Source organism: Bordetella sp. MIP270_01_BMS, assembly GCF_054958705.1.
Genome location: NZ_CM143297.1, coordinates 2,080,648 through 2,104,969, shown reverse-complemented (window position 1 = coordinate 2,104,969; position 24,322 = coordinate 2,080,648). Strand labels below are relative to the sequence as shown.

19 protein-coding genes, 2 tRNA genes, 3 rRNA genes and 1 other RNA gene are annotated in these 24,322 nt (G+C 60.8%); 18 read left to right on the top strand and 7 right to left on the bottom strand.

What is annotated here, in order from left to right:
* Positions 1-14 precede the first annotated feature (14 nt).
* Complete coding sequence (locus ACV17W_RS09840) at positions 15-1,502, top strand: sensor histidine kinase (RefSeq protein ID WP_462596514.1); 1,488 nt, start codon at positions 15-17, stop codon at positions 1,500-1,502.
* A 116-nt stretch (positions 1,503-1,618) separates the two neighbouring features.
* Here the strand turns inward: ACV17W_RS09840 and ACV17W_RS09835 are convergent, their stop codons facing one another.
* Positions 1,619-2,542: a LysR substrate-binding domain-containing protein gene (locus tag ACV17W_RS09835; protein WP_462596229.1), complete on the bottom strand. Its 924-nt coding sequence runs from the start codon at positions 2,540-2,542 to the stop codon at positions 1,619-1,621.
* A 128-nt stretch (positions 2,543-2,670) separates the two neighbouring features.
* Here ACV17W_RS09835 and ACV17W_RS09830 point away from each other — a divergent pair, with 128 nt between their 5' ends.
* The gene (locus tag ACV17W_RS09830) at positions 2,671-3,300 is read left to right on the top strand and encodes an FMN-dependent NADH-azoreductase (RefSeq protein ID WP_462596228.1); all 630 of its coding nucleotides are present in this window, start codon (positions 2,671-2,673) and stop codon (positions 3,298-3,300) included.
* 25 nt (positions 3,301-3,325) lie between these two features.
* Here ACV17W_RS09830 and ACV17W_RS09825 read toward each other — a convergent pair whose 3' ends face one another.
* The 3 genes from ACV17W_RS09825 to ACV17W_RS09815 form a co-directional block, all read right to left on the bottom strand.
* Positions 3,326-4,231, bottom strand: a complete 906-nt coding sequence (locus ACV17W_RS09825; RefSeq protein ID WP_462596227.1) for an NAD(P)-dependent oxidoreductase — start codon at positions 4,229-4,231, stop codon at positions 3,326-3,328.
* 398 nt (positions 4,232-4,629) lie between these two features.
* Positions 4,630-6,135 (bottom strand): tripartite tricarboxylate transporter permease, encoded by a 1,506-nt coding sequence (locus tag ACV17W_RS09820; RefSeq protein WP_462596226.1) that lies wholly within the window; start codon positions 6,133-6,135, stop codon positions 4,630-4,632.
* Positions 6,136-6,148: 13 nt separating this feature from the next.
* A complete protein-coding gene (locus ACV17W_RS09815; protein ID WP_462596225.1) occupies positions 6,149-6,613 on the bottom strand; it encodes a tripartite tricarboxylate transporter TctB family protein in 465 nt (154 codons plus the stop codon).
* Between the two features lie 407 nt (positions 6,614-7,020).
* Here ACV17W_RS09815 and ACV17W_RS09810 point away from each other — a divergent pair, with 407 nt between their 5' ends.
* From ACV17W_RS09810 to ACV17W_RS09795, 4 genes are all read left to right on the top strand, one after another.
* Complete coding sequence (locus tag ACV17W_RS09810; RefSeq protein ID WP_462596224.1) at positions 7,021-7,467, top strand: hypothetical protein; 447 nt, start codon at positions 7,021-7,023, stop codon at positions 7,465-7,467.
* Positions 7,467-7,781: a cell division protein ZapA gene (locus tag ACV17W_RS09805; RefSeq protein WP_462596223.1), complete on the top strand. Its 315-nt coding sequence runs from the start codon at positions 7,467-7,469 to the stop codon at positions 7,779-7,781. Before ACV17W_RS09810 ends, ACV17W_RS09805 begins: the two co-directional genes overlap by 1 nt.
* 45 nt (positions 7,782-7,826) lie before the next feature.
* Positions 7,827-8,012: non-coding RNA, 6S RNA (gene ssrS / locus ACV17W_RS09800), on the top strand.
* 74 nt (positions 8,013-8,086) lie between these two features.
* Positions 8,087-8,845: an SIMPL domain-containing protein gene (locus tag ACV17W_RS09795; RefSeq protein ID WP_462596512.1), complete on the top strand. Its 759-nt coding sequence runs from the start codon at positions 8,087-8,089 to the stop codon at positions 8,843-8,845.
* On the opposite strand, the gene lgt is transcribed toward ACV17W_RS09795, so the two are convergent.
* The gene (lgt, locus tag ACV17W_RS09790; protein ID WP_462596222.1) at positions 8,820-9,608 is read right to left on the bottom strand and encodes a prolipoprotein diacylglyceryl transferase; all 789 of its coding nucleotides are present in this window, start codon (positions 9,606-9,608) and stop codon (positions 8,820-8,822) included. The genes ACV17W_RS09795 and lgt overlap by 26 nt on opposite strands.
* Before the next feature lie 107 nt (positions 9,609-9,715).
* Here lgt and ilvD point away from each other — a divergent pair, with 107 nt between their 5' ends.
* From ilvD to msrA, 3 genes are read left to right on the top strand one after another with little or no spacing between them, the layout of a single operon-like run.
* Complete coding sequence (gene ilvD / locus ACV17W_RS09785) at positions 9,716-11,401, top strand: dihydroxy-acid dehydratase (protein WP_462596221.1); 1,686 nt, start codon at positions 9,716-9,718, stop codon at positions 11,399-11,401.
* On the top strand, positions 11,385-11,747 hold the full coding sequence (locus ACV17W_RS09780; protein WP_462596220.1) for a c-type cytochrome: 363 nt from the start codon (positions 11,385-11,387) through the stop codon (positions 11,745-11,747). Before ilvD ends, ACV17W_RS09780 begins: the two co-directional genes overlap by 17 nt.
* 40 nt (positions 11,748-11,787) lie before the next feature.
* Positions 11,788-12,345 (top strand): peptide-methionine (S)-S-oxide reductase MsrA, encoded by a 558-nt coding sequence (gene msrA / locus ACV17W_RS09775; RefSeq protein WP_462596219.1) that lies wholly within the window; start codon positions 11,788-11,790, stop codon positions 12,343-12,345.
* Positions 12,346-12,418: 73 nt separating this feature from the next.
* Here msrA and hppD read toward each other — a convergent pair whose 3' ends face one another.
* On the bottom strand, positions 12,419-13,531 hold the full coding sequence (gene hppD / locus ACV17W_RS09770) for a 4-hydroxyphenylpyruvate dioxygenase (protein ID WP_462596218.1): 1,113 nt from the start codon (positions 13,529-13,531) through the stop codon (positions 12,419-12,421).
* A 155-nt stretch (positions 13,532-13,686) separates the two neighbouring features.
* Here hppD and ACV17W_RS09765 point away from each other — a divergent pair, with 155 nt between their 5' ends.
* The 7 genes from ACV17W_RS09765 to ACV17W_RS09735 all read left to right on the top strand — a co-directional run bounded on the left by ACV17W_RS09765 (position 13,687) and on the right by ACV17W_RS09735 (position 21,346).
* Positions 13,687-14,163: an Lrp/AsnC family transcriptional regulator gene (locus tag ACV17W_RS09765; RefSeq protein WP_462596217.1), complete on the top strand. Its 477-nt coding sequence runs from the start codon at positions 13,687-13,689 to the stop codon at positions 14,161-14,163.
* Between the two features lie 843 nt (positions 14,164-15,006).
* Positions 15,007-16,537: ribosomal RNA gene (locus ACV17W_RS09760) — 16S ribosomal RNA — on the top strand.
* A gap of 136 nt (positions 16,538-16,673) precedes the next feature.
* A tRNA-Ile gene (locus ACV17W_RS09755) sits at positions 16,674-16,750 on the top strand.
* A gap of 54 nt (positions 16,751-16,804) precedes the next feature.
* Positions 16,805-16,880, top strand: a tRNA-Ala gene (locus ACV17W_RS09750).
* A gap of 295 nt (positions 16,881-17,175) precedes the next feature.
* A 23S ribosomal RNA gene (locus ACV17W_RS09745) occupies positions 17,176-20,061 on the top strand.
* Between the two features lie 165 nt (positions 20,062-20,226).
* Positions 20,227-20,339 (top strand): 5S ribosomal RNA (gene rrf, locus ACV17W_RS09740).
* The 16S, 23S and 5S rRNA genes sit together here with 2 tRNA genes alongside, the layout of an rRNA operon.
* Before the next feature lie 641 nt (positions 20,340-20,980).
* Positions 20,981-21,346, top strand: coding sequence for a DUF4870 family protein (locus ACV17W_RS09735; protein WP_462596216.1), 366 nt, complete (start codon positions 20,981-20,983; stop codon positions 21,344-21,346).
* A 212-nt stretch (positions 21,347-21,558) separates the two neighbouring features.
* Here ACV17W_RS09735 and ACV17W_RS09730 read toward each other — a convergent pair whose 3' ends face one another.
* Positions 21,559-21,837: an SWIB/MDM2 domain-containing protein gene (locus ACV17W_RS09730; protein ID WP_160350246.1), complete on the bottom strand. Its 279-nt coding sequence runs from the start codon at positions 21,835-21,837 to the stop codon at positions 21,559-21,561.
* Between the two features lie 146 nt (positions 21,838-21,983).
* On the opposite strand from ACV17W_RS09730, the gene ACV17W_RS09725 reads away from it, so the two are divergent.
* On the top strand, positions 21,984-23,177 hold the full coding sequence (locus ACV17W_RS09725) for a M20 aminoacylase family protein (RefSeq protein ID WP_462596215.1): 1,194 nt from the start codon (positions 21,984-21,986) through the stop codon (positions 23,175-23,177).
* Positions 23,178-23,196: 19 nt separating this feature from the next.
* Positions 23,197-24,258, top strand: a complete 1,062-nt coding sequence (pyrC, locus tag ACV17W_RS09720; RefSeq protein ID WP_462596214.1) for a dihydroorotase — start codon at positions 23,197-23,199, stop codon at positions 24,256-24,258.
* Positions 24,259-24,322 lie beyond the last annotated feature (64 nt).

The following is a 24,322-nucleotide window of genomic DNA, read 5'->3' as shown; positions in this document are numbered from 1 at the left end:
TTCGCCTGCCGCTGGTGGGCATTCGCACCCTGCTGATCACGCTGCTGCTGCCAGGCGTGATCCTGCTGCTGGTGATCGACAGCTGGAACGACTACCGCACGCTGGCCGAGATCACGAACGAAGCCTACGACAGCGCGCTGCTCGAACCCGCGCGCGTCCTCGAAAGCAGCATCGAGTTCACCGAAGAGGGCACCTTGATGGTGGCCACGCCGGTCTACGCCCAGGTCATCCTCGAATCCACGGCCGGGCTGCGCAAGTACTTCCGCATCGAGGAAGTCTCGCCGCCCGTACCGGAAGGCTCCGAGTTGGTGCCTGCCACGGGCGCCACGGTGGCCGGTATGCCAGAGTTGCCTCGTCCGCCACAATGGCCGTCCGAACGCGGCGAGCCCATGTTCTTCAACAGCACCTATCGCAACGATCCGGTACGCGTGGTTGCCCTGGTGCGCGATCTTTACTATCGCGGCCAGCACCGCCAGGTGCTGGTGCTCGTCGCCGAAAGTATCGGCCGGCGGCTGCAGGTCGAAAGCGCGGCGCGTCGCCAGGAACTGCTGCGTGACGCGCGCATGCTGGCGCTCGTGGCGATTCTGGTGTGGTGGGGCGTGGCCTGGTCACTGCGACCGCTGAATCGGCTACGCAACGATATACGCGCGCGACGTCCGGACGACCTTACGCCGCTCGATGCCAGCCGCGTGCCCGGCGAAGTCATTCCTCTGGTCGAAGCCGTAAACCATCACGTCGAGCGCCACCGCCGCATGCTCGACGAGCAGTCGCAGTTCCTGGCGGATGCGTCCCATCAGCTGCGCACGCCGCTTGCCATCATGTCGACGCAGGCCGAATATGCGCTGCGCGAACCCGACCCCCAGCGTGCGCGTGAAGGCCTGCGCGCCATCGTGAGCCAATTGGGGCGCACGCGCCGCCTCACCGAACAATTGCTGTCGCTGGCTCACGCCAGCCAGGGCGAGCCCACGCCTCGCGAACTTTTGGACCTCAACGAACTCGCCCGCAACGTGGTCCTGCAGTATCTGCCGCTGTCCCACGAAAAACAGCAGGACCTGGGATGGTCGGCGGCCTGCCAGGACGGCCTCGAGCCAGGCAGCCCGGTCGTTCCGGTCATGGGCAGCAATGTCGAACTGCACGAAGCGCTGTCCAACCTGGTGCACAACGCCATCAACTACGCACCGGTGGGCGCGCATATCACCGTGGCGGTCAGGCGCCAAGGTGACCGCGCCGAAGTGGCGGTGTCCGACAACGGGCCGGGCATCGACGCCGCGGCGCGTGCCCGGGCGTTCGCGCGTTTCGACCGCCTGGGGCCCGGGAGGCCGGCCACGTCCTCTGGCTCAGGGCTGGGGCTGTCCATCGCGCGCGCTTACGCGCGGCGCAACGATGGCGATATCGAGCTGCGCGATGGTGAGCCCAACCTCCATGGCGGCAGAGGCCTTGCCGCCGTGTTGTGGGTGCCCCTGGCGCATCCTGCGTCCGCCGCGCCGGCGAGTTCGGCCTGATCCGGCCCGGGCGTGGCCAGCGGCCCCGGGTCGCATGCCCGCGCGCAGACGCGTACCGCATCCCTCGCGCTTGTCGGCAAGACGGTTTCAGTTCTTCGCGTGCGCTTGCACCCGCGCTAGGGCGCGTGCTGTTCCACCCGCGCATACATACTGGGCAGGCGGTCGGATATGAAGTCCAGCAATGCCCTCACCGCAGGCGCCATGCCTCGGCGCGACGGGTATATGCAATGCACGATGCCCGTAGGAGAACGCCAATCCGGCAATACCCGGACCAGCGTTCCGCGGCGCAATTCTTCATACGTGGCGACCGTCGGAAGCAGGGCCACGCCCCGGCCGCGCACGGCCGCTTCCGTCAGCACGATGAAATCGTTGCAGCACAGTTGAGGCTGCAGGGTCACGACCTGCTCTTCATCCTGTCTGTTGCGTAGTGCCCAGCGCACATCGGCCTGCGGTTCGCTGAAACTCAATATGGTATGGGCCAGCAGTTCTTGCGGCGTGGTGGGGGTGCCCTGGCGCTGCAGATAGGCAGGGCTGGCGACAATGCCGCTGCTCGCCACCCCCAGGTGCTTGACCACGAGCTCCGCATCGGTGTCCAGTCTGGTGCGGACGCGCAGAGCCAGGTCCACACCTTCCCGGATGAGGTCTATGCGGCGATTGGTCGCCAGCAACTGTACCGAGACGGCCGGCCAGGTGTCCAGGAATTCGGGCAGCACGGGCGCGAGCATCTGTTGGGCGATAGCCACGGGGCAACTGATCACTACGGGGCCGCTGGGCTGCGCCTGCAGCTGGCGCATGGCATCTTCGGCAGCGCGCGCCGATGCAGTCATCTCGCGACAGTAGTGCAGGTAACGCTCGCCCGCCAGGGTCAGGCGCAGCCGGCGGGTCGTCCGTTGCAGCAAGCGTACGCCCAGGGTCTCTTCCAGCTCTGAAATCCGGCGTGAAAGGCGCGATTTGGGAATATCCAGCGCCCGCGATGCCGCGCTGAACCCGCCGTGCTCGACAACTTGGGAAAAATAAAACAGGTCATTCAGGTCTTGCATTCCCGGGCTCCGGTAATTGTTCCGCTCATGGAACAAGCAGTTCATGATAACCGGGTTTATGGTGCGAATAATCGTCGGTACAGTGACGCCATGTTCTCAAGCCATCCGGCGAACCCTTGGAGCCCGATATGAAAACCCTCGTGATTCTTGCCTCTATTCTTGGCGACCGCTCGAACTCGCGCCAATTGGCCGATCACTTCATCGCGCGCTTGCGTCAGGATGACCCCGGCAGCGTCATCCGCATCCGCGACCTGGGCGCGGAACCCGTTCCCTATTTCGACGGTTCCACGGCCGGCGCCCTGTTTACGCCCGCTGAAAAGCGTACCCCCGAGCAGGCAGCGCTCGTGGGGCTGAGCGACACGCTGGTCGCAGAATTGTTCGAGGCCGACCGCATCGTCTTTGCCGTGCCGGTCTACAACTTCGGCATGCCGGCCCAGCTCAAGAGCTATATCGATTACATCGCCCGCGCCGGGGTCACGTTCCGTTATAACGAGCAGGGATTGTCTGAAGGCCTGATACGTGGCAAACAGGTCGTCATACTCGGCGCGCGGGGCGGCAAAGCCGAGGGCACGCCCGAGGATACCCTGTCCCCCTACCTGGCGCAGGTATTGAGCTTTGTGGGGCTGGCCGATCCCATTTTCATCTATGCCGAGGGCATGGCCATGGGCGAGGCGTCGGCACAGGCGGGCCTTGACCAGGCCCGGCAGCGCATCGACGCGCTGCTGGCGGCCGCGTCTGCGGAACGCTTGGCCGCCTGAGTCCGGGCGGCCGGGCGCCGCTGGGTCAGTCGCGCAGGCGCGCCACCAGGCTCGACGTGTCCCATCGGCCACCGCCCATCTTCTGTACATCGCCGTAGAACTGGTCGACCAGAGCCGTCAGGGGCAGGCGTGCACCGTTGTGCCGGGCTTCGGCCAGGACCAGGCCCAGGTCTTTGCGCATCCAGTCCACGGCGAAACCGAAGTCGAACTTGTTGTCGACCATGGTGCTGCCCCGGTTCTCCATTTGCCAGCTCTGGGCAGCCCCTTTGCTGATCACATCCAGCACCAACTTCATGTCCAGCTCGGCAGCCTGGCCAAAGGCAATCGCTTCCGACAGGCCCTGCACAATGCCGGCGATGCAAATCTGGTTGACCATCTTGGCCAGCTGGCCGGCGCCCGGGGCGCCGACGCGCGTCACGGCCCGGCCGTAGACCTGCGCCAGCGGCTTGATGGCTTCAAAAACCTCGGGTTCTCCGCCACACATCACGGTCAGCACACCGTTCACGGCGCCTGCCTGTCCACCCGACACCGGGGCGTCCACGAACTGCAGCCGCTGCTCGCGAGCCAGCGCGTACAGTTCGCGGGCCACGTCGGCCGATGCCGTGGTGTGGTCGACGAAGATGGCGCCTGGCGCCATGCCGGCGAACGCGCCGTCTTCGCCAAGCACGACGCTGCGCAGATCGTCATCGTTCCCGACGCAGGCAAACACTACCTGGGCCCCGGCAGCCGCCTCGCGCGGCGTCGCCGCACGCTGTCCGCCGAACTCCTCGACCCAGGCCTGGGCCTTCGCCGGCGTGCGGTTGTACACCGTAACCTGGTGGCCCGCCCGCGCCAGGTGGCCCGCCATGGGCAGTCCCATTACCCCCAGGCCGAGGAAAGCAACTTTCTGGGACACGACCTTTTCGTAGTCCCGCGTACCGATCGATGCCATACAGTGTCTCCGGTAGTGCACGTAAAACCTGAACGTTACCGCAATCCTCATCGGGTCGCGTCAAAAATGCGCGATGGGTGCCGGATGCCGATCGGGGGGGCGCTGGTGTGATGCCCCGCTTCCGGTCTGCCGCGAGGCGCCCGGCGCGCGGAGTCAGCTGGCCGTTATGCAGAGGCGGCAGGGCCGCGCCCGGGCGCACGACAAAAAAACCTGGGGCCCTCCCGGGCGCCAGGTTTGCATCGGTCTATATCGGAAGGCCGCGGTGTTCGGGGATCCGTCTGGCGGCATGCCCGCGGCTACCTGTCACGGGGCCGGCAGCGCCGCGGCGCTTTCCGCGGACGGTGCTGCGGGCCGTTGCTCAAAGACGCCGGAGCCCAAGGGGCCCCGGCACCGGGCGCTCAGTCTTCCTCTACGAACGTTTCTTCGCGCTTCTTGCGTATCGAGGGCAGGGCCACCAGCACCACGAGCCCGATCGCCAGAGCCAGCAGCGACGCCGACAGGGGCCGCTCGACGAAGGTGAGGAAGTCGCCGCGCGACAGCAGCAGGGCACGGCGGAAGTTTTCTTCCATCATGGGCCCGAGCACCAGGCCCAGCAGCAGCGGGGCGCCTTCGCATTTCAGCTTGGCCCACACGTACCCCACGACGCCGAAGGCCGCGGTGGTAAAGATGTCGAAGGTGTTGTAGTTCAGCGAATACACCCCGATCGTGCAGAACACCAGAATGGCCGGGAACAGGATGCGATAGGGCACCTTCAGCAACTTGACCCACAAGCCGATCAGCGGCAGGTTCAGCACCACCAGCATCAGGTTGCCGATCCACATCGAAGCGATCAGGCCCCAGAAGAGGTCCGGGTGGCTGGTCATGACCTGCGGGCCGGGCTGGATGTTGTGGATGGTCATGGCGCCGACCATCAGCGCCATCACGGCGTTGCCCGGAATGCCCAGCGTCAGCAGCGGAATGAATGAAGTCTGCGCGGCCGCATTATTGGCCGACTCCGGGCCGCCCAGGCCCGCCGGGTGTCCCTTGCCGAAGCGATGAGGTTCTTTCGACAGCTTCTTTTCCAGCGTGTACGACGCGAACGACGACAGTACGGCGCCGCCACCCGGCAGAATGCCCAGCATCGAACCCAGCATCGTGCCACGCACCGCGGCCGGGGCTGCCTCGCGGAATTCCTGCTTGTTGGGATACAGCGAGCCGATCTTGTCCGTGATGTCGACGCGATTCTCTTTCTGTTCCAGGTTGGTCATGATTTCGGCAAAGCCGAACACGCCCATGGCCACGATGGCGAAGTCGATGCCGTCCTGCAGTTCGGGGATGCCGAAGTCATAGCGCGCGACGCCCGAGTTCACATCGGTGCCTACCATGCCCAGTAGCAAGCCCAGGATGATCATGGCGATTGCCTTCGGCAGCGAGCCGGACGCCAGCACCACCGCACCCACCAGGCCCAGCGTCATCAGCGAGAAATACTCGGCGGGGCCGAACTTGAAGGCCACTTCGGCCAGCGGGGGAGCAAAAGCAGCCAGCAGCAGCGTGGCGACGCAACCGGCGAAGAAAGAGCCCAGGGCTGCGATGGCAAGGGCGGCGCCTGCGCGGCCGTTGCGAGCCATCTGGTGGCCGTCGAGCACCGTTACCACCGCCGAGGTCTCGCCGGGTAGCGCCACCAGAATCGCAGTGGTCGAACCCCCGTACTGCGCACCGTAATAGATGCCGGCCAGCATGATCAGGCCCGCCACCGGCGGCAGCACATAGGTAATGGGCAGCAGCATGGCGATGGTCGGCACGGGGCCGATCCCCGGCAGCACGCCGATCAGCGTGCCCAGGATGCAGCCCAACAGGGCGTACAGCAGGTTCTCGGGCGTGAAAGCCACCGAGAAGCCAAGCGACAAGTGTTCAAATAATTCCATGGCCGCTTACTCCTTAATTCATGCCAAGAAACGACGGCCACAGCGGGAAAATCAGACCCAGCCCCTTGATGAAAGCCAGATACGAGAACACCACGAGGAACAGGCCATTGATGGCGGCAACCTTGAAATTGAACTCATGGCTCGCGAGGCTGCTGACCACCACCAGGATGAAGACGGACAGATACACGCCCAACAGTTTCAGGACCAGTGCATAAAGCACCACTGACCCGATCACCAGGAAGGTGATGCGCCAGTCGAGTTTGTCTACATGGGTTTCGGTTGCGCGCTTGGACAGCGAGCCCAGTAACACGATCGCGCCCAAGATGGCCAGAACAAGTCCCAGGGCAAACGGGAAATATCCCGGACCCATGCGAGCGGCGGTACCCATCTGGTAGCTCGCCGCTTTCCAGGCGAATCCCAGGCCCAGGAAGATGAACATCACCCCGGACCAGAAATCCTGCCGATTGCGTAGCTGCATGGTCTACTCCTCTTTACAGCATGTGGGTTAAAACCGGATCCAGACTGGCTCCGGCACAATTGGGCACTACTGTGCCGCTAGGTATGGTGGAATCAGGAGGCGCCTTTTAGGCAGCGCGCATGGTAGCCAAGGGGATAGGGCCTGCAAACCCGACTTATCCGCTATGCAGATGGGGTTTTCCCTAGAACGGGCGCCCAAGTTGTAACCCCAGGCGCTGTTGCGCCCGGAATGAAAGCAAAGTGAAAGTTTTTAGAAAGACAGGCGAAAGCCGCCGTGCATGCGCCTGACGATTTATTCTTCTGCTTGGCCGACCGGCCTGCGGTGGCAAGTCCTACTGAATATTGCCGTGTTTCTCACGTTGCGTGTGGCCTCCCGGCCGACGCACGGAATGGTTTACGATAGCGCCCATGCTGCAAGACCTCGATCAACTCGCCGCCCGTATCGGGCAACTGGTGCAACGTGCACGGCAATTGGCTGCCGAGCGTGACGCGTTGCGTGTCCGCCTGAGTCAATGCGAATCCGGCCAGCGTGCACTCGAGCAGCGCTGCGCCGAGCGCGAGACTGAAATTCAGGCTCTGCAGGCCCGGCTGCAAGAGCACGACGGCACTGTCGCCGGCATGCTGGCCGAAGCGCGCCAGAATGAAGCCGGTCTGCGCGAAGAGCTCGCGCGAGCCGTTGCCGATCACCAGGCTTTCGCATCCCGCGCCAGTGCGCGCGAAGCCGAACTCCTGGGCAGCCTCGGCGCGCGCGACACCGAACTGCAGCGCCTGCGAGTCGCCGCCTCGGCCGCGCGCGAACGTATCGACACTGTATTGGCGCGCCTGCCGGGTGCACCCACCGGAGAGCAACCCTGATGGAACGCGTCGATGTCACCATCCTTGGCCGCGACTACTCGCTTGCCTGCTCCACTGACGAAAAGCCCGCACTGCTGGCGGCCGTGCGCCATGTCGACCAGCTCATGTTGCGCATCCAGGGCTCTGGCAAAGTCTCCAGCAACGAACGCATCGCGGTCATGGCCGCTCTGCAGATCGCGGGCGAACTGCTTGCCATGAAGGCCGCGCCCGATGGTCCGCTGGGTGGGTTGGCGGTCGGCGACTTCAAGCGTAGAATTGAAGACATGAACTCCTTGCTCGACCAAGCCTTGTCGGGTCAAGAGAAATTGTTGTAGGGCGCAAGCCCCCGGCGTGTCGGTATCACGCGTTGTTTTTTCAGTTTGTCCCTGCCGTGTTCGTGACTTGGCCATACATTCTCTGAACCTATGTCTTATGGCATATTGGTTGCGCGAATGGTGAGCTGGAGCGCTTGTCTCTTCGTAGATGAACCCGACGCTCAACGGAACGCGACCACCTTGAACCTCAGGGTTCGAGATGCCGGCCTCGACGGCACAGGTGGGGCATTTCTTCCGGCGGGCCTGCTGCATGCAGGTCCGCTTCGGATGTCTCCTTACTCCCCACCCCCTACAGGCTTGCCATGATGCACTCCATACCCGTGCTTTCATTGAATCGGCTCGCGGCTGCATGCTGCGCGACTTTCGCCCTGGCTGCGGCGCAACCCGCGTGGTCACAGCCTTCGGCTTCAGCGCCTGCGCAGGTGCAAGAGCCCTCTGCACGAGTGCCCGAACTCAGCCTGCAGGCATCGGCTTCCTCTGACGTGCGGCAAGACACGGTTCGCATCACCCTGGCAGCCGAACTCGAGGCGGCCACTCAGGCCGCCGCCGGCCAGGCCCTCACGGCGGCCCTCGATGAAGCGGTCAAGCGCACCCAGGGCGCGAAAAACATCGAGGTCAGCACTGGCGGCTACAGCATCTGGCCGAATACCGACGAAAAAGGCAAGATCCGCAATTGGCGGGCACGCGGTGAAATCATTCTGGAATCCAAGGATTTTGCTGCCGCATCTGAATTGGCATCCAGGCTGTCCGATAAGACCGCAATTGGGCAGATCTCTTTCACCCTGTCGCGCGATGCGCGCGAGGCCGAAGAACGCAAGTTGTTGAGCCAGGCGGCCCAGGCGTTCCGCGACCGTGCCCTGGCGGCGGCCACGGCATTCGGGTTCAGCGGCTATCAGGTGCGCAACCTCGAACTCAGTGGCGGCGGGTCGCCGGTGCCGGTGCCCCGGCCCATGGGCGCTCAGATGATGGCCAAGCGCGACCTGGCCGAGTCCGCCGATGTGCCGCTTGAAGCGGGCAAGGTCACGGTCAGCATTTCCGTCAACGGGACGGTTGCCTTGCACTGAGCACGAACAGCAGCACGCCTATTGCCACCATGGGCAGGGACAGCCACTGTCCCATGCTCATGCCGCCGGCCAGCAAGCCTAGAAAGCCGTCCGGCTCGCGGGTGTATTCCACCAGGAAGCGGAAGGCGCCATAGCCGATCAGGAACAGCGCGCTGACCTGCCCCGTGGGTCGGGGCCGGGCCGAAAACCACCACAGCAGCACGAACAGCACGATACCTTCCAGGCCCAGCTCGTACAGCTGCGAAGGGTGCCGCGCCAGGCTGTCGCCCGCCTGCGGAAACACCATGGCCCATGGCACGTCGGTCGGCCGACCCCACAGCTCTCCGTTGATGAAGTTGCCCAGGCGGCCGGCACCCAGCCCCAGCGGAATCAGCGGGGCAATAAAGTCGCTGACCGTGAAGAACGAGAGGCCTTTCTTGCGCGCGAAAAGCAGCATCACCACGATCACGCCGACCAGGCCGCCGTGGAACGACATGCCGCCTTCCCACAGGTAAAGGATCTCCAGGGGGTGGGCAAGGTAGTACGCCGGCTTGTAGAACAGCACATAGCCCAGCCGGCCTCCCAGCACCACGCCCAGCACGCTGTAGAAGATCAGGTCTTCCAGGTCGCGCGCCTGCAGGGCGGGCGTGTGGCCGCGCGACAGGCGCATGCGTCCAAGGCCATACACCAGCGCGAAGCCCAGCAGATACATCAGGCCGTACCAATGAATGGCCACGGGGCCGATACTCAGGGCAATCGGGTCAAACTCGGGATGATGCAGCATATTCCGCCACGCAGAAAAAGATTGGGTCGATAATAACCGGCGAACGCGCCGCCTCGCAGTCACGGCCCGGCCGCATCTGCGGTCCCGCCATCTTCCGGAGAGCCACTATGCCCGACAACGAACGTTCGCGCCACATCACTCAGGGCGTGGCCCGCGCGCCCAATCGCGCCATGTACTACGCGCTGGGCTACCAGGAAGCTGATTTTGACAATCCCATGATAGGCGTGGCCAATGGCCACTCCACTATCACACCCTGCAACAGCGGCCTGCAACGCCTGGCCGATGCGGCGATCGACGCCGTGCGCGCATCCAAGGCCAACCCCCAGGTGTTCGGCACGCCCACCATCTCCGACGGCATGTCGATGGGCACCGAAGGCATGAAGTATTCCCTGGTCTCGCGCGAGGTCATCGCCGATTGCATCGAGACTGCGGCGCAGGGCCAGTGGATGGACGGCGTGGTTGTCATCGGAGGCTGCGACAAGAACATGCCAGGGGGCATGATCGCGCTCGCGCGCATGAATGTGCCGGGCATTTATGTGTATGGCGGCACCATCAAGCCCGGCCGATACCGCGGCCAGGATCTCACCATCGTCTCGGTATTCGAGGCCGTGGGCGAATACACGATGGGGCGCATGCCGCAAGAAGATTTCAGGCAGATCGAAAAGTGCGCGATTCCCGGTTCGGGGTCTTGCGGCGGCATGTACACCGCAAACACCATGAGCTCGGCCTTCGAAGCCCTGGGCATGAGCCTGCCTTATTCCAGCACCATGGCGAACGAAGACGACGAGAAGGTCGCCTCGGCGGCCCAGTCCGCGCGGGTGCTGGTCGATGCCGTGCGGCGCGGCGTGCGGCCTCGCGACATCATCACTCGCGAATCCATCGAGAACGCGGTGTCCGTCATCATGGCCACCGGCGGCTCGACCAACGCGGTCCTGCATTTCCTGGCCATCGCCCACGCCGCCGAAGTGGAATGGACCATCGACGACTTCGAGCGCATACGCCGCCGCGTGCCGGTCATCTGCGACCTGAAACCGTCGGGTCGCTATGTCGCGACCGACCTGCATCGCGCTGGCGGTATTCCTCAAGTCATGAAACTGCTGCTCGATGCAGGCCTGCTGCACGGCCACTGTCCCACCATCACGGGCAAGACCATCGCCGAAACGCTGGCCGACGTGCCGGCAGAACCGCCAGTGGGGCAAGACGTCATACGTCCAATCGCCCAGGCGTTGTATCCGCACGGCCACCTGGCGATCTTGAAAGGCAACCTGTCGCCGGAAGGCTGCGTAGCCAAGATCACGGGGCTGAAGAACCCGGTCATCACGGGTCCGGCGCGTGTGTTCGATTCCGAAGATGCGGCCATGGCGGCCATCATGGAACAGCGCATACGCGCTGGCGACATTGTGGTCATACGCTATGAAGGCCCCAAGGGAGGGCCTGGCATGCGTGAAATGCTGGCGCCTACCTCCGCGCTGGTGGGGCAGGGCCTGGGTGAAAGTGTGGGGCTCATCACCGACGGGCGCTTTTCGGGCGGTACCTGGGGCATGGTGGTCGGCCATGTGGCGCCCGAGGCCTACGTCGGCGGGCCGATAGCTCTGATTCAAGAGGGCGATTCGGTTACCATCGACGCTCACCAACTATTGTTGCAACTCAATATTTCCGATGAGGAAATGGCGGCCCGCCGCGAGGCCTGGGTTCAACCCAAGCCCCGGTACACGCGCGGCGTACTTGCCAAGTTTGGCAAGCTGGCCGGCACCGCCAGTCGTGGGGCAGTTACCGATGCATTCGAAGATTAGTTGGGCGGTCCGGTCCGCCTTGGGTTTGGGAATCGGCCTGCTGGCCATGACGGCCACGGTGTCTGCACAGAGCACTGCCGAAGGTCTTGAGCTGGCCCAGCGCAAGGCGTGCATGGCCTGTCACCAGGTCGACACCAAACGGGTGGGGCCCCCGTTGATCAGCGTGGCGGAACGCTACGCGGGGCAGGGGGAAGCCATGGTGCAATACCTGGCCGAAAGAATCCGGGGCGGGGGCCGTGGTGCCTGGGGGGCTGTCCCCATGCCGGCGCAGTCCCAGGTGAATCCGGACGAAGCCACTCAACTGGCACAATGGATTCTCTCGCTGGCACCTGCCAAGCCCCAATAGTATTTACGGCGGCCACGCTGGCCGCCCTCAAGGAGCCGTCATGCCCGAGCAAACTTCCACAGGTTCCACTCAGGTCGCCGTGTTGGGCGGCGGATGTTTTTGGTGTGTCGAGGCCGTGCTGGTAGACCTGCGTGGTGTCATCAGTGTGCAGCCTGGCTACAGCGGCGGCCATGTCGATACCCCCACATACGAGCAGGTCTGCGGAAAGCAAACGGGCCATATCGAGGTCGCTCGCGTCGAATTCGACCCGGCCGTGCTTTCCTACAGCGACCTGCTGCGCGTTTTCTTTGCCACCCACGACCCGACCACGCCGGGACGCCAGGGCAACGACGTCGGGCCGCAATACGAATCTGCCATCTTCTGGCAAGACGAAACGCAGCGCGACCAGGCGAAAGCGGTCATGGCCGAGATCGAAGGGCTGCATGTGTACGATGCGCCCCTGGTCACGCAATTGCGCGAGCCCGCCACGTTCTGGCCCGCCGAAGACTACCACCGCAATTACTTCGCCCTGCATCCCGAGCAGGGGTATTGCCAGTTCGTCATCGCGCCCAAGGTGGCCAAGTTTCGCAAGCAGTTTCACGACCGACTGAAGCGCTGATCCCGTCCTGCCTGTGTGCCTCCTCGCGGCGCGTGGGCAGGATAGGTTCGTGCGGCGACTGGCGCGGTGTTCCTTACTCTACCGCCTTGACTACGCCGCGCCGCATCTGGTCCAGTTCGATAGATTCGAACAGCGCCTTGAAGTTGCCCTCGCCGAATCCCTCATTGCCCTTGCGTTGAATGATTTCGAAGAAGATGGGCCCGATCTGGTTCTCGGTGAAAATCTGCAGCAACAGGCCGCCACCGGGGGCGCCATCCAGCAGAATGCGGTTTCCCTGCAGGCGGGGCACCTCTTCGCCATGTCCGGGCAGGCGCTTGTCCAATAGCTCGTAGTAGGTGTCGGGCGTGTCCAGGAACTTCACGCCGTTGCGGCGCAGAGCCTCAACCGTGGCGTAGATGTCTTCGGTGGCCAACGCAATGTGCTGGATGCCTTCGCCACGGTACAGGTCCAGATACTCCTGAATCTGGCCCTTTTCCTCGGTGCCTTCTTCATTGATGGGAATGCGGATATTCCCGCAAGGCGAAGTCATGGCTCGCGACTTGACTCCGGTGACCTTGCCTTCAATATCGAAGTAACGAATCTCGCGGAAGTTGAACAGGCGCTCGTAGAACTCCGACCACTCCGCCATGCGGCCTTTGTGTACGTTATGGGTAAGATGGTCCACCAGCGTAAGGCCGGCACCCGCGTGGGTCAGATCGGTGTCGGCCGTCTGCAGGTCCAGCGGCTCGAAGTCCACATCATAGATGCTGATGTCGCCGATGCCGCCATGGCTGTTCTTGCCGCGCCAACGGTCAACCAGGTAGATCAGTGAATCGCCTATGCCTTTGATGGCCGGAATATTCAGCTCCATGGGGCCGCTGTGGGAATCGAAGCCCCAGGCACCCAATTCGAGCGCGCGCCGATAGGCGCGCGCGGCGTCCTGCACGCGAAAGCCTATCGCACAGATCGACGGCCCATGCAGCCGTGCAAAGCGCTGCGCGAATGAATCCGGCTCGGCGTTGATCAGGAAATTCACGCCGCCTTGGCGATACAGCGTCACATCTTTATGGCGATGGCGGGCGATGGCCTTGAATCCCAGGCTTTCGAACACCTTGCGCAGTGCCGCGGGGTCGGGGGCGGCGTACTCGATGAATTCAAAGCCTGCGGTGCCCATGGGATTGTCCCAGGGCTCAAATGTCTCGTTCATGGTGGCGCTCCTGATCCGGTGTACGCATGACTTGGAAGGCCAAGTCCGAAACACAAATTGTAGGCAGGGCTGGGTGGCAGTTGATTGCAAATCTGCCCCATATAATCCACCTCCCGGCAATAATATTGCTCTATAAACCGATAACGGGACAAAAAATGGCCGATACAGATCTAGACAGGACAGACCGGCGTATCCTGGCCGAACTTCAGCGGGACGGCCGTCTCAGTAACCAGGAGCTGGCCGACAGGGTGTCGCTGTCGCCCAGCCCCTGCCTGAGGCGGGTTCGCCGCCTGGAAGAGCGTGGATATATCAAGCGCTACGTGGCGCTGGTCGACGCCGAAAAGGTGGGCCTGGGCCTGTTGGCCTATGTCTCCATACGTCTGGACAAGCACATCGACGGTAGCCACGCTCCTATCAGCGAATTCGCGCGCGACGTTCAGAGATGGCCCGAAGTCGTGGAGTGCTATGCCATGTCGGGCGACATGGACTACCTGTTGCGCGTACAAGTGGCCGATCTGGCGCATTTTTCGACGTTCGCCATGGACACCCTGATGCGGCACCCCGCCGTCGTCGATATGAAATCCTACTTTGCCCTGCAGCAAATCAAGGAAACCACCGAACTACAACTATAGACAGTCCCGGCCAGTCAGGCGCCGTCCGCGTCGCTGTGTGCATCAGAGGGGACCTCGGGCGGGACCTGCTGTCCGCGTATAAGCGGCTTCCAAGGGCTCGTTTCGCTGGGTCCGATGCAGGCCTATTCCGCCTTTCGGCCGTATGCCGCCTCATCGGTATGCTTGGGGCAGCCTTTCGCTAGCGTCCCCAATTTCCCTGGGCTGGAAAAAAATAAGTTCCGCAGCCGCAAGCGGGGTCAATTTATCTATGCTATAGTCTCGCCTCTTCGTTGCCCGGGTGCAGTTTTCCAGGTGGCGGGGCCGAAGTCTTTGTTGCGACGGCCGGCACAATGTTCACGAACCTTGTTGCGCGGGCTGAAATAAACGTGCTAAGATCTTGGGCTTGGCGGTTCGCAGGAAATCAGGGTTAACCCTTAGATGAATGTGAGCGGTCAAGGTGGCGGGGAGGTGGCCTGGGTTCAGGCAAGCCGGCCAGGCTGGAATCAGATCAAGTTTGCAGAAACATCGATTTGACAGGTTTTAAAAAAGGCCTCATAATCTCGTTTCTGTGCTGATCAAACAGCACCGCAGTTGCAGTACCTGTTCTTTAACAACGAAACAACCGATAAGTGTGGGCGCTTGATGATGCGGCGCAGGGCGCGGGTTGGTGCGAGACGTCCTGGGGGCTTTGCCTTTGGGGTGTGTTGTGTCGGCCTGGCCTGTAAGCCAAAGAGAAATATCAGGCGCTCACCAGTAAGTGAAGTACCAAGAATGTCAAACAGAAATGGTTGATCTATTGGAACCTCATTTTCTTTGAGCGAAGTGCCATGGTTTCGATCATGGTGCGCGAACATTACAGAGATTGAACTGAAGAGTTTGATCCTGGCTCAGATTGAACGCTAGCGGGATGCTTTACACATGCAAGTCGAACGGCAGCGCGGACTTCGGTCTGGCGGCGAGTGGCGAACGGGTGAGTAATGTATCGGAACGTGCCCAGTAGCGGGGGATAACTACGCGAAAGCGTGGCTAATACCGCATACGCCCTACGGGGGAAAGCGGGGGACCTTCGGGCCTCGCACTATTGGAGCGGCCGATATCGGATTAGCTAGTTGGTGGGGTAAAGGCCTACCAAGGCGACGATCCGTAGCTGGTTTGAGAGGACGACCAGCCACACTGGGACTGAGACACGGCCCAGACTCCTACGGGAGGCAGCAGTGGGGAATTTTGGACAATGGGGGCAACCCTGATCCAGCCATCCCGCGTGTGCGATGAAGGCCTTCGGGTTGTAAAGCACTTTTGGCAGGAAAGAAACGGCCCTGGCTAATATCTGGGGCAACTGACGGTACCTGCAGAATAAGCACCGGCTAACTACGTGCCAGCAGCCGCGGTAATACGTAGGGTGCAAGCGTTAATCGGAATTACTGGGCGTAAAGCGTGCGCAGGCGGTTCGGAAAGAAAGATGTGAAATCCCAGGGCTTAACCTTGGAACTGCATTTTTAACTACCGGGCTAGAGTGTGTCAGAGGGAGGTGGAATTCCGCGTGTAGCAGTGAAATGCGTAGATATGCGGAGGAACACCGATGGCGAAGGCAGCCTCCTGGGATAACACTGACGCTCATGCACGAAAGCGTGGGGAGCAAACAGGATTAGATACCCTGGTAGTCCACGCCCTAAACGATGTCAACTAGCTGTTGGGGCCTTCGGGCCTTGGTAGCGCAGCTAACGCGTGAAGTTGACCGCCTGGGGAGTACGGTCGCAAGATTAAAACTCAAAGGAATTGACGGGGACCCGCACAAGCGGTGGATGATGTGGATTAATTCGATGCAACGCGAAAAACCTTACCTACCCTTGACATGTCTGGAATGCCGAAGAGATTTGGCAGTGCTCGCAAGAGAACCGGAACACAGGTGCTGCATGGCTGTCGTCAGCTCGTGTCGTGAGATGTTGGGTTAAGTCCCGCAACGAGCGCAACCCTTGTCATTAGTTGCTACGAAAGGGCACTCTAATGAGACTGCCGGTGACAAACCGGAGGAAGGTGGGGATGACGTCAAGTCCTCATGGCCCTTATGGGTAGGGCTTCACACGTCATACAATGGTCGGGACAGAGGGCTGCCAACCCGCAAGGGGGAGCCAATCCCAGAAACCCGATCGTAGTCCGGATCGCAGTCTGCAACTCGACTGCGTGAAGTCGGAATCGCTAGTAATCGCGGATCAGCATGTCGCGGTGAATACGTTCCCGGGTCTTGTACACACCGCCCGTCACACCATGGGAGTGGGTTTTACCAGAAGTAGTTAGCCTAACCGCAAGGAGGGCGATTACCACGGTAGGATTCATGACTGGGGTGAAGTCGTAACAAGGTAGCCGTATCGGAAGGTGCGGCTGGATCACCTCCTTTAAGAGCGAGTGCCGTGTTGTTAAAGCGTCCACGCTTATCGGTTGTTAATTGTGTAGCTGGGATCGGTTGTGAGCGTGGGTAGAGGGGGAATCCTCCCTGTGCCGCAATCCTGACTGCTGATCCGAAGAGGGTTTTTGGGTCTGTAGCTCAGTCGGTTAGAGCACCGTCTTGATAAGGCGGGGGTCGTTGGTTCGAATCCAACCAGACCCACCAGTATGCGAAGGGTTGTCCGGGTGTCGAGAGGCGTGCGGGTGATTGGTCGTCATAGGGGGTGTAGCTCAGCTGGGAGAGCGCCTGCTTTGCAAGCAGGATGTCATCGGTTCGATCCCGTTCACCTCCACCATTGATTTCCAGAAGTCATTGCATAGGGTTGGTTGGTTCTGTTGAATCAGTCTTATGCATTGGGTTTTGGCCCAATGAAGCTATACATCGTTCTTTAACAATTAGGAAGAAGCACAACGAAAGTGTGTTCATGCAGTAGCTGGCTTGATTGCCGGTGAAGATGAGCACGGGTTGTGATTGCATAGATTTGTTCCAAGTTCTCAAGATCTCGTGCTTGATTGGCGAGATGGCTTTGAAACTTATGAACGGCACAAACGCGAAACATATCAGCGTCCTATAAGACTTCAGTGTTATAGGATCAAGCGACTAAGTGCATATGGTGGATGCCTTGGCGATCACAGGCGAAGAAGGACGTGGTAGCCTGCGAAAAGCTGCGGGGAGCTGGCAAACAAGCTTTGATCCGCAGATGTCCGAATGGGGAAACCCACTGCAGCGATGCAGTATCCCTGGCTGAATACATAGGCCAGTGGAGGCGAACCGGGTGAACTGAAACATCTCAGTAACTCGAGGAAAAGACATCAACCGAGATTCCGAAAGTAGTGGCGAGCGAAATCGGAAGAGCCTTTACGATTTAGCAGATCAGGTAGTCGAACGGAATGGAAAGTCCGGCCGTAGCAGGTGATAGCCCTGTAGACGAAATCTGGTTTGTGGAACTAGGCGTAAGAGAAGTAGGGCGGGACACGTGAAATCCTGTCTGAAGATGGGGGGACCATCCTCCAAGGCTAAATACTCGTGATCGACCGATAGTGAACCAGTACCGTGAGGGAAAGGCGAAAAGAACCCCGGAAGGGGAGTGAAATAGATCCTGAAACCGTATGCATACAAACAGTCGGAGCCTCTTTATGGGGTGACGGCGTACCTTTTGTATAATGGGTCAGCGACTTACATTCAGTGGCGAGCTTAACCGAATAGGGAAGGCGCAGCGAAAGCGAGTCCGAATAGGGCGATTTTAGTCGCTGGGTGTAGACCCGAAACCAGATGATCTACCCATGGCCAGGTTGAAGGCACGGTAACACGTGCTGGAGGACCGAACCCACTAGTGTTGAAAAACTAGGGGATGAGCTGTGGATAGGGGTGAAAGGCTAAACAAATCTGGAAATAGCTGGTTCTCTCCGAAAACTATTTAGGTAGTGCCTCAAGTATGACTGCGGGGGGTAGAGCACTGTTATGGCTAGGGGGTCATGGCGACTTACCAAACCATGGCAAACTCCGAATACCCGCAAGTCCAGCTTGGGAGACAGAGCACCGGGTGCTAACGTCCGGACTCAAGAGGGAAACAACCCAGACCGCCAGCTAAGGTCCCGAATTATCGCTAAGTGGGAAACGAAGTGGGAAGGCATAGACAGTCAGGAGGTTGGCTTAGAAGCAGCCACCCTTTAAAGAAAGCGTAATAGCTCACTGATCGAGTCGTCCTGCGCGGAAGATGTAACGGGGCTCAAGCGATAAACCGAAGCTGCGGGTGTGTACTTTGTACACGCGGTAGGAGAGCGTTCTGTAAGCCTGCGAAGGTGGCTTGTAAAGGCTGCTGGAGGTATCAGAAGTGCGAATGCTGACATGAGTAGCGATAAAGGGGGTGAAAAGCCCCCTCGCCGTAAGTCCAAGGTTTCCTGCGCAACGTTCATCGGCGCAGGGTGAGTCGGCCCCTAAGGCGAGGCAGAGATGCGTAGCTGATGGGAAGCGGGTTAATATTCCCGCACCGTCGTACAGTGCGATGGGGGGACGGATCGCGGAAGGTCATCAGGGTGTTGGAAGTCCCTGTTGCTGCATTGGAGAAGGCGCTTTAGGCAAATCCGGGCGCGTAATTCAAGGGTGTGGCACGAGGTCCCATGTGGACCGAAGTGATTGGAAGTGGTTCCAAGAAAAGCCTCTAAGCTTCAGCTGTACGAGACCGTACCGCAAACCGACACAGGTGGACGGGATGAATATTCCAAGGCGCTTGAGAGAACTCAGGAGAAGGAACTCGGCAAATTGATACCGTAACTTCGGGAGAAGGTATGCCCCATTAGGGTGAAGCGCTTGCGCGCGGAGCTTGAAGGGGCCGCAGAGAATCGGTGGCTGCGACTGTTTATTAAAAACACAGCACTCTGCCAAGACGAAAGTCGACGTATAGGGTGTGACGCCTGCCCGGTGCCGGAAGGTTAAGTGATGGGGTGCAAGCTCTTGATCGAAGCCCCGGTAAACGGCGGCCGTAACTATAACGGTCCTAAGGTAGCGAAATTCCTTGTCGGGTAAGTTCCGACCTGCACGAATGGCGTAACGATGGCCACACTGTCTCCTCCTGAGACTCAGCGAAGTTGAAGTGTTTGTGATGATGCAATCTACCCGCGGCTAGACGGAAAGACCCCATGAACCTTTACTGTAGCTTTGCATTGGACTGTGAACCGGCCTGTGTAGGATAGGTGGGAGGCGCAGAAACCGAGTCGCCAGATTCGGTGGAGCCGACCTTGAAATACCACCCTGGTTTGTTTGCGGTTCTAACCTTGGTCCGTTATCCGGATCGGGGACAGTGCATGGTAGGCAGTTTGACTGGGGCGGTCTCCTCCCAAAGCGTAACGGAGGAGTTCGAAGGTACGCTAGGTACGGTCGGAAATCGTGCTGATAGTGCAATGGCATAAGCGTGCTTGACTGTGAGACTGACAAGTCGAACAGGTGCGAAAGCAGGACATAGTGATCCGGTGGTTCTGAATGGAAGGGCCATCGCTCAACGGATAAAAGGTACTCTGGGGATAACAGGCTGATACCGCCCAAGAGTTCATATCGACGGCGGTGTTTGGCACCTCGATGTCGGCTCATCTCATCCTGGGGCTGTAGCCGGTCCCAAGGGTATGGCTGTTCGCCATTTAAAGAGGTACGTGAGCTGGGTTTAAAACGTCGTGAGACAGTTTGGTCCCTATCTGCCGTGGGCGTTGGATACTTGACGGAGCCTGCTCCTAGTACGAGAGGACCGGAGTGGACGTACCTCTGGTGTACCGGTTGTCATGCCAATGGCATTGCCGGGTAGCTAAGTACGGAAGAGATAACCGCTGAAGGCATCTAAGCGGGAAACTCGTCTGAAGATTAGGTATCCCGGGGACTTGATCCCCCTGAAGGGTCGTTCGAGACCAGAACGTTGATAGGTCGGGTGTGGAAGCGCAGTAATGCGTTGAGCTAACCGATACTAATTGCCCGTGCGGCTTGATCCTATAACTCTGCAGGTTTTGTAGACCTGGTATGAGCGCGTAGCGACAAGTGCCGTTCAAAGAAATAACCTTCACAATCGCTGCTCAGGGCTGCCCCCCTGACAGCTCGATGTGCTTCTTCCAAATTGGGGTGCGCAGACCCACCGTCTGCCCGCCCAACCGTTTACGCTTGACGACCATAGCAAGGTGGTCCCACTCCTTCCCATCCCGAACAGGACAGTGAAACGCCTTCGCGCCGATGATAGTGGACATTCGTCTGTGAAAGTAGGTCATCGTCAGGCTCTTATCCCGCAAAACCCCAGCACCCATACGTGCTGGGGTTTTGTCTTTGGCGCGCCAGTCAACGCCCGCCAAACCAACCGCCCATGACGCGTACCGCGAATGGAGCAAGGGCGCAGTCACGCTGTGCCACGACCAGACCACCGACAGGACCGCTACTGCGGTCTGGGTAGCTAGCGGACATGGCCGCACACTGCCCCAAGTCCGGCGCGCCAACTCCCGAGACAAGATGCGTCTTGAGGGGACGATGACGCAGCAGGCGCGTTTCTCGGTCTGGATACGACCCGACTGAATGATGAAATTCGCATTGCGGATGCATCGCGCATCCCGACCAGGCGCGGTGGCCTTGATCCGCTTGCGAGGCAGGTGGTCATGGACCCGCCCTGTTCAATGGGACGACGAGGGATCTGTTGGCAGTCTGCTTCGTTGTGGGCCAAGTCGACTCTCGGTGGCATAGGCTGGTGCGGGAGACTGCAGGCATTCTGACGGCACTCTGATGCGGCAGCCTCACCCAGCGTGCGGCTGCAGGCATCTTCAGGCCGTCGCGATGCGACCACACCTTGCTCATCGAACGACTCATAGCCCACGTTCAGTTGTCTATGTGCGGTAAGATTGCCTAAATCTATTCGATGGAGCGGTTATCGTGAGCGATCCCCAGATTCCCCAGTCAAACAAGTCGCCCGACCTGCGCACGCTGACCCATGTGGCCTATGGCTTGTATGCCCTTGGATTCCTAACCGGCGGCTTCTTGGGCATTGCCACGCTGGCGGCAGTGGTACTGATGTACGTCAAACGCGCCGACACGGCTGGCACTATGTATGCGGCACATTTCGACTGGTTGCTACGCACATTTTGGTGGGCGTTGCTGTGGCTGGCCATAAGCGCCATCGCTACGCTGGTCTTTATTGGCTGGATTGGCCTGGCGGCCACGGTGATATGGGTACTTTACCGTCTCATCAAGGGCTGGCTCGCGCTGCTTGAAGGCGTGGCGCCCACGCCGTATGCGTAAGCATTATCGGCGTAGTTAAAAAAGGCTGGCCCGTCAGGGCCAGCCTTTTTTTGTCTGGTCACAGCAGCACCATCGCGTCGGCATGGCCGCAATGCGCGCGGGTAGGCTTGCTTGGGGAAGGCAGGGCCTTAGAGGGCCCGCGCGGCCCGCCTTGAGGCGTATGCCGGCTTTCGAATGGGCGCAGGGACGTACCGGGTACGCCCTTTGCCTGCTTACTTCAGGTGGGCGTTGACCAGCTTGGTCAGTTCGAACATCGTGACTTGATCTTTGCCGAAGATCGGGCGCAGCTTGGCGTCAGCATTGATGTTGCGCTTGTTGCTGGCATCTTGCAGGTTGTGTTTTTTGATGTATTCCCAGATCTTTTTGGTGACCTCGGTGCGCGGCACGGCGTCCGAACCAATGACTTCAGCCAGTTCGGCACTGGGGGTCAAGGGCTTCATGAATGCGGCGTTCGGCTTGCGCGCGGTCGCGGGTTTGGAGGTTGTAGCCATAATGCGGCGCTCCTTCTCTGGCTGTTGGAAAAATTGTCCTGCGGGCGGAGCATAACTTGTCTCCCTCGCAAAGACAAAGGCATTTATGCTCTGTAGCAACTAAAATGGGGACTTCCTTGCCCCCTTACCAAGGTGTGTAACGGCACATGTACGCGAGATCAGCGCTGGAGTCCATCCGGCTCTTTCATGACGAACTGACGGCCTTGCGCCGCGACCTGCACGCGCATCCCGAGCTGGGCTTCGAAGAGGTGCGCACGTCCGGCATTGTGGCCGGCGCGCTCGAGGCACTGGGCATCGAGGTGCACCGCGGCATAGGCAAGACCGGCGTGGTTGGCGTGATCCGAGGGCGGGGCCGCGACAGCGGCCGCATGATAGGCCTGCGCGCCGACATGGACGCCTTGCCCATGACCGAAGACAACGACTTTGCGCATAAGTCTAGCAAGGCCGGACTCATGCATGGCTGCGGCCATGACGGGCATACCGCCATTCTGATCGGTGCAGCGCGATATCTTGCGCAGACGCGCAATTTCGATGGAACGGCCGTACTGATTTTTCAGCCGGCCGAAGAAGGTCGCGGTGGCGCAAAGGCCATGATGGAAGATGGCCTGTTCGATACCTTTCCGTGCGACGCGATCTATGCATTGCACAATTGGCCCGGCCTCAGGCCGGGTACGGTGGGCATCAACCCCGGTCCGATGATGGCTGCGGCCGACCGCTTCGAAATCACCATTACCGGCCGAGGCGGCCATGGAGCGCATCCGTACCAGACCATCGACCCCGTCACCATCGCGGGCCACGTCATCACTGCCTTGCAGACTATCGTGTCGCGCAACGTGAATCCGCTCGATTCCGCGGTTTTGTCCATCGGCTCGCTGCAGGCCGGGCACCCTGGTGCCATGAGCGTCATACCCCGCGAAGCCAAGCTGGTGGGCACGGTGCGTACGTTCCGCAAGTCGGTGCAAGAGATGGTCGAGACGCGGATGCGCGAGCTCGTCAACGCACTGTCAGCGGGTTTTGGCGCCACCGCCGAGATCATCTACGAGCGCATCTACCCGGCCACGCTGAATACACCACAGCATGCCAACCTCGTGGCCGACATAGCCACCGACATGGTGGGCAAGGAAAACGTGGTGCGTGATCTGGTGCCTTCGATGGGCTCGGAAGATTTTTCTTTTATGCTGCAGGCTCGTCCAGGCGCCTATTTCCGGCTGGGGCAGGGCGGAGCAGAATCCGGCTGCGTGCTGCATAATTCACGATTCGATTTCAACGATGCCGTCATTCCGCTGGGCAGCGCCATGTTCTGCGCGCTGGCCGAGCGTGGCATGCCCTTGGCAGAATGACGCCGCCCCCCCTTAGCTCATGTCCACCACGCCCCAGATTACTCAACTGACGATCACCCGCCCCGATGACTGGCACTTGCACCTGCGCGACGGCGCGGCGCTGCAGGCGGTTGTGGGGGACACGGCGCGCCAATTTGCGCGCGCCATCATCATGCCGAACCTGCGGCCGCCGGTAACCACTACCGAACAGGCCCTGGCCTACCGGCAACGTATTGAGGCAGCGTTGCGCTTGCATGAGGACGCACCGCCATTTGTGCCGCTGATGACACTCTACCTGACCGACAACACTTCGGCCGATGAGATCGTCCGCGCGCATGAATCGGGCGCCGTCTATGCCGTGAAGCTGTATCCGGCGGGGGCAACCACCAATTCGGATGCCGGCGTGACCGACCTGCTGGGCAAGTGCGGCAAGGCTTTGCAAGCGCTCGAACGTTGCGGCATGCCGTTGCTGGTGCATGGCGAGGTCACCGATCCGTCTGTCGACGTGTTCGACCGTGAGGCCCTGTTCATCGAGCGGGTCATGCAACCGCTGCGACGCGCTTATCCCGGCCTGAAGGTGGTGTTCGAGCACATCACCACCAAAGAGGGTGCAGAGTACGTGCGCGACGCCGAGGGCCCCATAGGCGCCACGATCACCCCGCAACACATGCTGTACAACCGCAATGCCATTTTTCAGGGCGGGGTACGTCCGCATTTATACTGCCTTCCCATACTCAAGCGCGAGATCCATCGCAAGGCGCTGGTCGAGGCGGCCACCAGCGGCAGCCCTCGCTTTTTCCTGGGCACTGACAGCGCACCCCACGCACGCGGCTTGAAAGAACATGCCTGCGGCTGTGCTGGCTGCTATACGGCGCTGCACGCGATAGAACTCTATGCCACGGCTTTCGAGCAGGCCGGGCGCCTGGACAGGCTGGAAGGCTTCGCAAGTTTCCACGGCGCCGATTTCTATGGCCTGCCGCGCAACACCGGCACGCTGACCCTGCAACGTGAATCGTACGTGGTGCCCGCCGAGCTGCCGTTCGGCGACACGTCGCTGGTGCCGCTGGCGGCTGGCGAAACGCTGGACTGGCGGGCGGTGTAGCAAGAGAGCTGCCAAGCGCCGGGGCGGTGGAAGTCGCCCCGCAGCCAGCCTGGTTGTCGCATAT

What these genes read in the sequence shown, in the direction of transcription:
- ACV17W_RS09835 (WP_462596229.1), bottom strand. Translation starts at nt 2,542, where the DNA reads ATGCAAGACCTGAATGACCTGTTTTATTTTTCCCAAGTTGTCGAGCAC.
- ACV17W_RS09830 (WP_462596228.1), top strand. Translation starts at nt 2,671, where the DNA reads ATGAAAACCCTCGTGATTCTTGCCTCTATTCTTGGCGACCGCTCGAAC.
- ACV17W_RS09825 (WP_462596227.1), bottom strand. Translation starts at nt 4,231, where the DNA reads ATGGCATCGATCGGTACGCGGGACTACGAAAAGGTCGTGTCCCAGAAA.
- ACV17W_RS09820 (WP_462596226.1), bottom strand. Translation starts at nt 6,135, where the DNA reads ATGGAATTATTTGAACACTTGTCGCTTGGCTTCTCGGTGGCTTTCACG.
- ACV17W_RS09815 (WP_462596225.1), bottom strand. Translation starts at nt 6,613, where the DNA reads ATGCAGCTACGCAATCGGCAGGATTTCTGGTCCGGGGTGATGTTCATC.
- ACV17W_RS09810 (WP_462596224.1), top strand. Translation starts at nt 7,021, where the DNA reads ATGCTGCAAGACCTCGATCAACTCGCCGCCCGTATCGGGCAACTGGTG.
- ACV17W_RS09805 (WP_462596223.1), top strand. Translation starts at nt 7,467, where the DNA reads ATGGAACGCGTCGATGTCACCATCCTTGGCCGCGACTACTCGCTTGCC.
- ACV17W_RS09795 (WP_462596512.1), top strand. Translation starts at nt 8,087, where the DNA reads ATGCACTCCATACCCGTGCTTTCATTGAATCGGCTCGCGGCTGCATGC.
- lgt (WP_462596222.1), bottom strand. Translation starts at nt 9,608, where the DNA reads ATGCTGCATCATCCCGAGTTTGACCCGATTGCCCTGAGTATCGGCCCC.
- ilvD (WP_462596221.1), top strand. Translation starts at nt 9,716, where the DNA reads ATGCCCGACAACGAACGTTCGCGCCACATCACTCAGGGCGTGGCCCGC.
- ACV17W_RS09780 (WP_462596220.1), top strand. Translation starts at nt 11,385, where the DNA reads ATGCATTCGAAGATTAGTTGGGCGGTCCGGTCCGCCTTGGGTTTGGGA.
- msrA (WP_462596219.1), top strand. Translation starts at nt 11,788, where the DNA reads ATGCCCGAGCAAACTTCCACAGGTTCCACTCAGGTCGCCGTGTTGGGC.
- hppD (WP_462596218.1), bottom strand. Translation starts at nt 13,531, where the DNA reads ATGAACGAGACATTTGAGCCCTGGGACAATCCCATGGGCACCGCAGGC.
- ACV17W_RS09765 (WP_462596217.1), top strand. Translation starts at nt 13,687, where the DNA reads ATGGCCGATACAGATCTAGACAGGACAGACCGGCGTATCCTGGCCGAA.
- ACV17W_RS09730 (WP_160350246.1), bottom strand. Translation starts at nt 21,837, where the DNA reads ATGGCTACAACCTCCAAACCCGCGACCGCGCGCAAGCCGAACGCCGCA.
- ACV17W_RS09725 (WP_462596215.1), top strand. Translation starts at nt 21,984, where the DNA reads ATGTACGCGAGATCAGCGCTGGAGTCCATCCGGCTCTTTCATGACGAA.
- pyrC (WP_462596214.1), top strand. Translation starts at nt 23,197, where the DNA reads ATGTCCACCACGCCCCAGATTACTCAACTGACGATCACCCGCCCCGAT.